At 56.5% G+C, this 7,020-nt stretch carries 7 protein-coding genes and 1 rRNA gene (1 of these 8 only partly in view); 4 read left to right on the top strand and 4 right to left on the bottom strand.

Annotation, left to right across the window (positions count from 1 at the left end):
• A 16S ribosomal RNA gene (locus tag LCH97_RS14550) occupies nucleotides 1–219 on the bottom strand (it extends 1,317 nt beyond the left edge of the window).
• A gap of 317 nt (nucleotides 220–536) precedes the next feature.
• Here LCH97_RS14550 and LCH97_RS14545 point away from each other — a divergent pair.
• The gene (locus LCH97_RS14545; protein WP_227302317.1) at nucleotides 537–1,175 is read left to right on the top strand and encodes a pyrimidine 5'-nucleotidase; all 639 of its coding nucleotides are present in this window, start codon (nucleotides 537–539) and stop codon (nucleotides 1,173–1,175) included.
• Here the strand turns inward: LCH97_RS14545 and LCH97_RS14540 are convergent.
• A complete protein-coding gene (locus LCH97_RS14540; protein WP_227302316.1) occupies nucleotides 1,149–2,243 on the bottom strand; it encodes a VanZ family protein in 1,095 nt (364 codons plus the stop codon). The genes LCH97_RS14545 and LCH97_RS14540 overlap by 27 nt on opposite strands.
• Nucleotides 2,244–2,388: 145 nt before the next feature.
• Nucleotides 2,389–2,982: an OmpW family protein gene (locus tag LCH97_RS14535; protein WP_017509406.1), complete on the bottom strand. Its 594-nt coding sequence runs from the start codon at nucleotides 2,980–2,982 to the stop codon at nucleotides 2,389–2,391.
• 148 nt (nucleotides 2,983–3,130) lie between these two features.
• On the opposite strand from LCH97_RS14535, the gene ubiD reads away from it, so the two are divergent.
• The 3 genes from ubiD (at nucleotide 3,131) to LCH97_RS14520 (ending at nucleotide 6,605) form a co-directional block, all read left to right on the top strand.
• Nucleotides 3,131–4,606: a 4-hydroxy-3-polyprenylbenzoate decarboxylase gene (gene ubiD, locus LCH97_RS14530; protein ID WP_227302315.1), complete on the top strand. Its 1,476-nt coding sequence runs from the start codon at nucleotides 3,131–3,133 to the stop codon at nucleotides 4,604–4,606.
• Between the two features lie 124 nt (nucleotides 4,607–4,730).
• On the top strand, nucleotides 4,731–6,179 hold the full coding sequence (locus LCH97_RS14525) for an Ig-like domain-containing protein (RefSeq protein ID WP_227302314.1): 1,449 nt from the start codon (nucleotides 4,731–4,733) through the stop codon (nucleotides 6,177–6,179).
• A 69-nt stretch (nucleotides 6,180–6,248) separates the two neighbouring features.
• Complete coding sequence (locus LCH97_RS14520) at nucleotides 6,249–6,605, top strand: 50S ribosome-binding protein YggL (protein WP_017509409.1); 357 nt, start codon at nucleotides 6,249–6,251, stop codon at nucleotides 6,603–6,605.
• A gap of 134 nt (nucleotides 6,606–6,739) precedes the next feature.
• Here LCH97_RS14520 and LCH97_RS14515 read toward each other — a convergent pair whose 3' ends face one another.
• On the bottom strand, nucleotides 6,740–6,985 hold the full coding sequence (locus tag LCH97_RS14515; RefSeq protein ID WP_227302313.1) for a DUF2164 domain-containing protein: 246 nt from the start codon (nucleotides 6,983–6,985) through the stop codon (nucleotides 6,740–6,742).
• Nucleotides 6,986–7,020 lie beyond the last annotated feature (35 nt).

Below are 7,020 nucleotides of genomic sequence, written 5' to 3'. Positions count from 1 at the left end.
AATAGCGTGAGGCCCGAAGGTCCCCCACTTTCTACCTCAGTACGTATGCGGTATTAGCACAACTTTCGCTGCGTTATCCCCCACTACTCGGCACGTTCCGACGCATTACTCACCCGTTCGCCACTCGTCAGCGGAGCAAGCTCCCTGTTACCGTTCGACTTGCATGTGTAAAGCATGCCGCCAGCGTTCAATCTGAGCCAGGATCAAACTCTTCAGTTCAATCTCAAGCAATTTTTTTGGCACGCAAGTTCAAAGAAACTTCGTTTCTCTAAATTTTTGCAGTGCAAGTATTTGGCTTAGCCAGACACTTACACCTATCGGTTATTTGGTCTGTTAAAGAGCGGTGCTGACTGCTTGTTTCGTTTGCGTCGTCAGCTGAGGAGGCGAACTATACCCAGACAGCCAAAATACGTCAACACTTATTGCAAAGTTTTTTACCACCATCCCGACAAGCCACTGATTGCGAAGAAAAAAGACCGCGATTTTTTTTGGATTGCCCCATAAACTGACGCATTTTTTGATTGGATACATCAGTAATGACTGGCAGCAAGCACGCGCCACACTGGCTTTTTGACCTGGATGACACGCTACACCATGCCGGTGCAGCGGTTTTTCCCATGATTAACGAGTGCATGACTAACTATATCTGCCGCCACGTGGGCGTGGCACGGGCAGAGGCTGACACGCTACGCACAGAGTACTGGCAGCGTTATGGCGCAACGCTGGAAGGGTTGCAACGGCATCACGGTATTTCCCCACACCATTTTCTGGCTCAGACACACCCAATGGAAAGCTTGTTGCCATTGATTGACACCAGCACGCAACTACCGCAGTGGCTGAGGCGACTTAACGGGCGCAAATGGGTGTTCTCCAACGGCCCACAACATTATGTGGAAGCTATCGTGCGCCACTTGGGTATAGCGGCACAGATTGAAGGCTGTTTTGGGATGGACAGTTTTGGTTTGACACCCAAGCCACGAGTGGCAGCGTATACCCGTGTACTGCGCCAGGCCGGCCTGGATGCCGGGCGCTGCATCATGGTGGAAGACTCTGCGGCCAACCTGCAAACAGCCAAGCGCCTGGGCATGCGTACCGTATGGCTCAGTCACCAGATGCGTAAACCTGCTTGGGTAGACTGGCGCATCACCTCATTGCTTGATCTGCGGCGGATTTAGCTGCTGATAGCAAGAGAGCAACAAACAAGCCAATGCTGCAGCCGGCCACAGGTCCGAAAGAAAATCCAGCAATGCGCTCATATTGAGCAGGTGCCCGTAGGGCCAGCGGAAAAGCGATAAAAAGTCGGACTGCACCTCGCTAAGCGGCCACAAAGTAGCCGCAAACTGCGCCAGCAACAGTGCCAATATGGCCGTAATGGTTTGCACCAGCCGTGACCGCCCGGCAAAAAACCACAGCAGCAGAAAGCCGGCAGTCAGACCGGTTACCAGGTGGGGATTGATCCACTGAAACAGCGCAAACGGTTTGAGCAGGACGCCTGCGGCCAACATCTTGCAAAACCAGATGCCGGCAAGCAGTAGCAGGATGGCCTTGAAGCGATCGACCTTTTGCCGCAGCAAACTCGTCATGAACAGACAGGCAGCCAACATATTGGCCATGGCGCCGCCCGCCTCAACCAGAAACAGGAACAGCCGCGGGTTGTCCAGCGGAGAGACATAGGGCTGCGGTAGGCCTTGCGGGTAAGCCACCACGCCAAACAAAGGCATGGCGGGGTTGAGCTGCGTGATAAACCAAAGCCCCAGCAGCAGCAGCCCGTAATCTACCGCGCTATGCTCGGCAAAATGGCGACGACGCCATTGCTTGAGGTGGTGCCACTGCCGGCGAAACAATGGCGATACGGCTAGCGTGGCACCAAAACATGCCCCGGCGACATTGCACAGCACATCCAGATTGGACGCCACGCGCATGGGCAGGAACTCTTGCAGGAACTCGACGCCGATACTGGTGAGACTCGCCACGAAGATGGCCAGCAAAAATGATTGCCAGCGCGGCAGCAGCAACAGCGCCAGGCTGAAACCATACGGAATATAAATGACAACGTTGGCCGCATTATCAAAAAAGCGGAAATAAAACGGCAGCGGATAGGAGAGAAACTCGAAAAAAGGCCGCCCGGAATAAGCCCAGCCAGTAAAGGGGTACAGGCTGAGAAAGAAGATCACCACGGCATTGACCAGCGCCGCATAAAGCGCAACGTGACTATGGGTGGCGCGGCCGGTTTGCGCGGTCATTGAGCAGGAACTTCCGGATGGATGAACAGGCACAGCATACCCAGCACCCCATAGGCTGACAAGCTGACCAGCGGTTACCCACGGGTGTTAATAAATAAACAAAAAGGGCACCGGAGTGCCCTTTTTTCACACGATAACGCAAGTATTAGAACTTGGTACCGATACCTACGCTGGTAACCAGCGGGTTGATGTCCAGGGTGCCAGCATCGGCGCCACCAGCTTTAACCTTGGTTTTGATCCAGATTTTTTTCACGTCAAAGTTCAGGAAAATGTCTTTAGTCAGTGGGGTATCCATACCGACTTGCAGCGCTGGGCCAAAGCTATTTTTGTCTACGGTCAGTTTCAGACCGGACTTGTCTTTCAGGCTATAGAAGCGGGTGTAGTTCACACCGGCACCCACGTATGGGCGGAACTCGCCTTGCGGGTTGAAGTGATACTGGGCAGTAACGGTTGGCGGCAGTACTTTAACGGAACCGATATCGGCGCCACCAGCAGTCAGGGTGTGCTTGGATGTACCCAGAATCAGCTCTACGCCAACATTGTTGGTCAGCATGTAGGTGAAGTCGACTTCAGGGATGGTGTCGTCTTTTACATCTACTTTCAGTGCTTCCAGAGTTTTGTCTACAGAAGTCTCCGGATTCACGTTGGTCACGCGGAAGCGCGCCAGGATATCGCCCTGGGCAGCGAAGGCACTGGAAGTCAGCAGGGTAGCCAGAGCAGCAATAGCAAGCTTTTTCATCATTATCTCCAAGCGGGTAGCTAGCAAAAATCGTTCGCTTGCGTGTCCGCTTATTGACTTGACTCACTGCGGACAGTAGCTTGCGACGTCAGAACCAAGATTAACCTTGCGCCGCACCATCGTTTTTGCGCTAGATCATGAAAAAATCATGAAATACCACGACTTGAGGGACTTCATGTCCCAGCTCGAGGCCCAGGGCGAGCTAAAACGCATTACCCACCCTGTCTCCCCCCACCTGGAAATGACCGAAATCGGCGACCGCGTGCTCAAAGCGGGCGGCCCTGCCTTGCTGTTTACCCAGCCGCAAACCGGCGACAAACGCTACGACATCCCGGTGCTGGCTAACTTGTTCGGTACCCCTAAACGCGTAGCCATGGGCATGGGCGCCAGCGACGTGATGGCACTGCGCGAGATCGGCCAGACGCTGGCTTACCTCAAAGAGCCGGAGCCGCCAAAAGGCTTTCGCGATGCCTGGGACAAGCTGCCGCTGCTGAAGCAGGTGTTATCGATGGCGCCGAAAGAAGTGCGCAAAGCCCCCTGCCAGGAAATCGTGTGGGAAGGCGACGAGGTTGACCTGTCGCGCCTGCCCATCCAGCACTGCTGGCCCGGTGACGTGGCACCGCTGATTACCTGGGGCCTCACCGTTACCCGCGGCCCGCACAAAAAGCGCCAGAATCTGGGCATTTACCGGCAGCAGGTCATCGGCCGCAACCGCGTCATCATGCGCTGGCTGGCGCACCGCGGCGGCGCGCTGGACTACCGCGAATTCCGTGCGGCCAACCCTGACAAGCCGTACCCGGTGGCCGTGGTACTGGGTTGCGACCCAGCCACCATCCTGGGGGCGGTAACACCGGTACCGGATACGCTGTCCGAATACCAGTTTGCCGGCTTGCTGCGCGGCAGCCGCACCGAGCTGGTGAAGTGCCTTGGCTCTGATCTGCAAGTACCGGCTAGCGCCGAAATCGTGCTGGAAGGCCATATTCACCCCAACGATATGGCGATGGAAGGCCCGTACGGTGACCACACCGGCTACTACAACGAGCAGGACAGCTTCCCGGTATTCACCATCGACCGCATCACCATGCGCGAGAACCCGGTGTACCACAGCACCTACACCGGCAAACCGCCGGACGAACCCGCCATCCTGGGTGTGGCACTGAACGAAGTGTTCGTGCCTATCCTGCAGAAGCAGTTTCCCGAAATCGTGGACTTCTACCTGCCACCGGAAGGCTGCAGCTACCGTATGGCGGTGATCAGCATCAAGAAGCAGTACCCCGGCCACGCCAAGCGTGTGATGATGGGCTGCTGGAGCTTCCTGCGCCAGTTCATGTACACCAAGTTCATTGTGGTGGTGGACGACGACGTAAACACGCGCGACTGGAAAGAAGTGATCTGGGCCATTACCACCCGTATGGACCCGGTACGCGATACCACGCTTATCGAAAATACGCCTATTGATTACCTGGATTTCGCCAGCCCGATCTCGGGCCTGGGTGGCAAGATGGGGCTGGACGCCACCAACAAGCTACCCGGCGAAACAAACCGGGAATGGGGCACCACCATCAGCATGAGCACCGAAGTGTCAGCCCGTATCGATAGCATCTGGCAGGAACTGGGTTTGTAACACATAGAAATGTAGCGCAATGTAGCAACATGCCAATAAAATGATGCCAACAGCTTGATGGCCGGAGCGAATCACCACATACCGCTTCGGCCATTTTAACCCGACGCAACAAGCGAGGCTCATCGTGGCACCCCACCCTACCAGGCTACATCAGGCATTTTTTCTGACAACTTTGTGCACTGCACTGGCACTGACAGGCTGCGGCGGCGGCGGGGGTGGTGGCGGTAGCTCAGGGCAGACCGCCACACAAAGCACAGGCAGTAGTAGCAGTGGTTCAAGCGGAACAACAAGCAGCGTATCGAAAGCTGCATCCATCAGTTTTAGTTCGGCAACACCAGATTTACTTGTCTATCAAGGCGGGGAAGGTGAAACGCAGGCCGAGGTGAAGTTCCTGGTCAAAGACGCCCTGAATCAACCCCTGGCAGGAGAAACGGTCACTTTTTCCTTGAATACCACCGTGGGCGGCTTGACTCTTCAGGCCACTCAAGCCGTCACAGACAACAGCGGCATAGCTACCGCTCGGGTTATCTCCGGTACAGTGCCTACGCCAGTCAGGGTAACCGCCGTCGCCGGCAAATACAGCGCGCAATCCAGCCAACTTTCCGTCAGCACCGGCCTCCCTCATCAGAACGGCTTTTCACTTTCAGTTTCCAGCTACAACCCGGCGTTTTATAACACCGACGGTGTCAGCATTACCCTGACTGCACGCGCATCCGATCGCCAGGGCAACCCGGTACCAGACGGTACAACCGTCAATTTTGTTACCGAAGGCGGTATCGGCACCATCACCTCCAAATGCAGCATGACGGCAGGCAGCTGCAACGTCACCCTGTTGAGCAGCGGTGTGCGTACTGCACTGGTGGATGCCGGCCGCCAAACCGTGTTGGCCTACATGCAAGGCGAAGAAAGTTTTGACGACAAAAACAGCAATGGCGTATTCGATACCGGCGAGTTTGTCAGCAACTACGACCTGCCCGAAGCATTTCTGGATGCCCGCCCTGGGCAGGCTAGAACCACCGTCAACAAAGCACAAAGCTGGCTCACGGTTGCAGGTAACAGTTACTCCGAGTTTTATCTGGACCTCAATCGCAACGGCATCCATGACGAAACAGGCAATGGCTTTTTCGATGGCGTAGCACGTTCTGACGGCCGAGCCGCCTCGACCGTACACCTGCGACGCACCGCAGAAATTATCTGGGGTATCAGCAACAACAGCCTCATTTATAACCCGACCAAAGGGGCGGCCGAGTTGAATAACTTCGACCTGTGCCCAGCCAGCACGGCCACAGTCAGCTATACGCCGGCAGACCTTTTCGCAAACACCTTGCCTGCTGGTACTACGGTTGCCTTCAGCGTCACGACGACCGCAGCGGCGGCCAGTGCGGCGCTCTCCGGCACCACGTCGCACACCATTGGCAACCAGGTAGACAGGCCTGAGACATACACTACCAGCCTGGGCCTTGCCACAGGCGTTACCTGCGGCACGGCTGCCACGGCACCGGATATGCTGATGATCACCATCACGCTACCAGGCAGTGCCACCCCCAAGACGTTCAGCTTCCCCATCTTCTAAGTTTAACCACACAAGCCAATCAGGCCGCGCTATCATCGCGGCCTGATTGTTTTTAACCGGAGTCCAACCATGACCAACCCGAACTCGCCAAACCGTCTGAAACGCCTGTCGCCACGCCAACGCAAGAAACTGCGCGTGGGCGAGTTCCAGGAGCTGGGCTTTACCGTGGTCGCCGCGCTGGCAGGCCTGGACGATGCGGCCAACGATGCGTTCCTGAATGGCTGGCTGGAAGCGGTAGACGCGCAAGGCGTGAGCTTTGGTGGCCACTTTAGCGATGGCCAGCTGGATGGCATCGTGTTCCCGGTAAACGGCGTGAAAGTAACCGCCGAAGTGCAGGCTGCACTGGCTGCCTGGCTGAAAGGCCGCAGCGAAGTATCCGGCGTAGAAGTCAGCGGCCTGCTGGACGTATGGCATAGCGCCTGGTAAGCCCCAGGCTTGCGCCGCCAAAGCCTGCCACCTGGCAGGCTTTTTTCTTGGCATGCCCACATGAAAAAAGGTTGGCCGCACACCGTATGGCATGCGGCCAACCTTTTATACCAAGCACAGGCAGTACCAGCGCGCTAGCTGCGCTCCAGCTCCCACAAGGCAGACTGTAGCGACTCCATGCGCGTATCCAGCGCACTGCGTGCATCGGCCAGCGCCTTGTTATAGATGGCCGGGCCAATACGGTCGGCCACCAGCAACACCAGCGCCTGGGCGTCAAAACCACCCAGCTCTACCTCGTGCTCACCCTCCAGATACTGTTGTACCTGGCTGGCCAGTTCTGCCAGCTGCGGCTGGGTCAGATAGCGTTCATCGCTTTTCATGATGCGTCCATCGTTGTCCAGCCGACAGTGTCAGG

This window comes from Vogesella sp. XCS3 (genome assembly GCF_020616155.1).
GTDB lineage: Bacteria > Pseudomonadota > Gammaproteobacteria > Burkholderiales > Chromobacteriaceae > Vogesella.
This window is presented reverse-complemented; position numbering and strand designations above follow the sequence as displayed.

Coding starts and splice junctions, on each gene's coding strand:
- LCH97_RS14545 (WP_227302317.1), top strand. CDS start 537: ATGACTGGCAGCAAGCACGCGCCACACTGGCTTTTTGACCTGGATGAC.
- LCH97_RS14540 (WP_227302316.1), bottom strand. CDS start 2,243: ATGACCGCGCAAACCGGCCGCGCCACCCATAGTCACGTTGCGCTTTAT.
- LCH97_RS14535 (WP_017509406.1), bottom strand. CDS start 2,982: ATGAAAAAGCTTGCTATTGCTGCTCTGGCTACCCTGCTGACTTCCAGT.
- ubiD (WP_227302315.1), top strand. CDS start 3,131: ATGAAATACCACGACTTGAGGGACTTCATGTCCCAGCTCGAGGCCCAG.
- LCH97_RS14520 (WP_017509409.1), top strand. CDS start 6,249: ATGACCAACCCGAACTCGCCAAACCGTCTGAAACGCCTGTCGCCACGC.
- LCH97_RS14515 (WP_227302313.1), bottom strand. CDS start 6,985: ATGAAAAGCGATGAACGCTATCTGACCCAGCCGCAGCTGGCAGAACTG.